Raw genomic sequence first — 2,724 nt, forward strand, 5'->3', positions numbered from 1 at the left:
CGGGCGCGGCTGGCCCATTTCGGGCCGCGGCTGGCCGCGGCGGAGCGTCCCGACCCGGTGCGGGGCACGACCCGCGAGGCGTGGGGGCCGTGGCTGCCGATCGTCGAGGGCGACGGTCTCGACCCGGCCGATCCGCGCGCCCTGCTGCACCGGCACGACGCGGGGGAGCGGGTGTTCGGCTCGGTCTCGGTCTCTCTGGTCGCGGTGGCCCCGGACGCGGTCCGCTACGACTTCTCGGGACGTCCGGGTGACCCGTCGGGGTGGACGACCGTCATCGGTCGCCGATGAGGGCGGTCAGGACGTCCTCGAAGAACATGACGCCGACGGTGCCGCCGGTGGCGTCCCGTACTTCGGCCAGGTGGGTTCCGGCCTGGCGGAGTTCGCCGAGGACCTCGCCGAGGACGGCGTCGCTGCGCACGGCGCGCAGCGGCCGGATCCGCGACTGGGGGAGCGGCGCGGTGGGGCTTTCGGTCTCGAGCAGGTCGAGCAGGTCGACGAGGTGGATGTAGCCCTGGTAGCGGCCGCGTTCGGCGCCGCGTACCGGGAACCGGGAGAATCCGGTGGCGGTGACGAGCCGTTCGAGTTCGCCGAGGGTCACCGACGCGGCGACGGTCTGGATGTCGCGGGCGGGCACGGCGACCTCGGCGGCGGTCTTGTCCTCGATGGCGAGCGCCCCGGACAGCAGGGCGTGGTCCTCCTCGTCGAGGAGCCCGGCGCCGCGTGACTCGGCGGCCAGCGCGGACACCTCCTCGCGGGTGAACGCCGAGGTGACGCCCTTGGCCTGGGTGATCCCGAACGCTTTCAGCAGCAGCGCCGACACGGAGTTCAGCAGGGTGATGAGGGGGCTGAGCGGCCGGACGATCAGTGCGAGCGGCGGTGCGAGCAGCAGCGCGGCCCGTTCGGGTCCGGCGAGGGCGACGTTCTTCGGCACCATCTCGCCGAGCACCATGTGCACGAACACCACGATCGCCAGGGCGATCGCGAACGACACCGTATGGATCATCCCTTCGGGCATTCCGACGGCGTGGAAGGGCGCCTCCAGGAAGTGGGCGACGGCCGGTTCGCCGGTCGCGCCGAGCCCGAGCGAGCAGGCGGTGATGCCGAGCTGGGCGCCGCCGAGCATCAGGGTCACGTTGTCGATGGCGCTCAGGGTGGTCCTGGCGCGGCGGTTGCCCGATTCGGCGAGCGGCTCGATCTGGCTGCGGCGGGTCGCGATGAGCGCGAACTCCGCCGCCACGAAGAACGCGTTGGCGAACACCAGCAGGACCGCGATGGCGATGGCTGTCACGGCAGGAGCTCCAGGATGACGCGGTCGACGCGGCGGCCGTCCATACGGGCGGCGGTGAGGCGGACGGGCCGGTGCTCGGGCCGCTCGCCGACGACGACCGTGTCGCCGAGCAGGGCGAGCCGGCCGAGCCCGTGGACGAGCAGTCCCGCGACGGTGTCGTAGGGGCCTTCGGGGAGCATGACGCCGGGCTGTTCGGCGACCTCGTCGAGACGGAGCAGCCCGCTGAGCTCCCACACCCCGTCGCGGATCTTCACCAGGGGCGCGCGGTCCTGGTCGTGTTCGTCGCGGACCTCGCCGACCAGTTCCTCCAGGAGGTCTTCCGCGGTGACCATGCCGGCGGTGCCGCCGTACTCGTCGATGACGACGGCCAGGTGCACGTTCCGCTCCCGCATACTGGGGAACAGCTTCTCCAGCGCGAGGGTCTCCGGGACGCGTGCGGGCGCGACCGCGATGTCGCCGACCTTGACCGTCCTGCGGCGGTCGGCGGGCACGGCGATGGCCTGGCGGAGGTGGACGAGGCCGATGATGTCGTCGGGGCCGTCGCGGTAGACGGGGAAGCGGCTGTGGCCGTGCAGCCTGGCCTGCTTCAGCAGTTCGGTGACGGGGTCCCGGGCGTCGAGCATGTGCATCCGGGAGCGGGGCGTCATCACGTCGCCCGCGGTGCGGTCGCCGAACGTCAGGGTGCGGTGGACGAGGGAGGCGACCCGGTCGGGCAGGGTTCCGGCCTCCGCGGACCGCCGGGCCAGGGAGGCGAGCTCCTGCGGGGAGCGGGCCGAGGCCAGTTCCTCCTGCGGTTCGATGCCGAGGCCGCGCACCACCCGGTTGGCGACCCCGTTGAAGAACGCGATGACGGGCCGTCCGATCTTCGCGAAGAGCTGCACCGGGGTGGTGACGGCCGCGGCGACGGGGTAGGGCCTGGCGATCGCGAGGTTCTTCGGGACGAGTTCGCCGAAGAGCATCTGGGTGAGGGTGGCGGTCAGCAGCGCGATCGCGGTGGCGACGGCGGCGCCGATCCAGCCGGTGCGCTCCAGCAGGCTCGCCAGCGAAGGCTGGGCGAGGTAGCCGACGAGCAGCGAGGTGACGGTGATGCCGAGCTGGACGCCCGACAGCTGGAAGGTGAGGGTCCTGAGGCTGTTGAGGACCCGGGCGGCGGCCTTGCCGCCGAGGTCGGCCCTGGCCTCGACGGTGGCCCGGTCGACGGTGATGAGGCTGAACTCGGCGGCGACGAACAGGCCGTTCAACGCGATCAGCCCGATCGCGGCGGCCAGGAGAAGGACCTCTAGCAAGCGCGGGTCCCTAGCGGAAGGCTCATGATGCCTCCCATCCTAGAAGATCAGAGTTCGATGCCCAGCAGCGCGTCCGTGATCGCCTTCACCTGGGTGCTCGCGGCGGTGTCGGCGCCCTCCTCGGCGGCCCAGCGGTCGGCGGCGGCGAGC

2 protein-coding genes and 1 pseudogene are annotated in these 2,724 nt (G+C 72.4%); 1 reads left to right on the forward strand and 2 read right to left on the reverse strand.

Annotation, left to right across the window (positions count from 1 at the left end; genetic code table 11):
* Nucleotides 1–288: pseudogene (locus ACYVE7_RS32210) on the forward strand (NRDE family protein); the annotation flags it as partial.
* Here the strand turns inward: ACYVE7_RS32210 and ACYVE7_RS32215 are convergent.
* A complete protein-coding gene (locus ACYVE7_RS32215; RefSeq protein ID WP_460370119.1) occupies nucleotides 272–1,288 on the reverse strand; it encodes a hemolysin family protein in 1,017 nt (338 codons plus the stop codon). The pseudogene ACYVE7_RS32210 and the gene ACYVE7_RS32215 sit on opposite strands and share 17 nt — an antisense overlap.
* Complete coding sequence (locus ACYVE7_RS32220; RefSeq protein WP_460370120.1) at nucleotides 1,285–2,574, reverse strand: hemolysin family protein; 1,290 nt, start codon at nucleotides 2,572–2,574, stop codon at nucleotides 1,285–1,287. Before ACYVE7_RS32220 ends, ACYVE7_RS32215 begins: the two co-directional genes overlap by 4 nt.
* Nucleotides 2,575–2,724 lie beyond the last annotated feature (150 nt).

Source organism: Actinocorallia lasiicapitis (assembly GCF_054778695.1).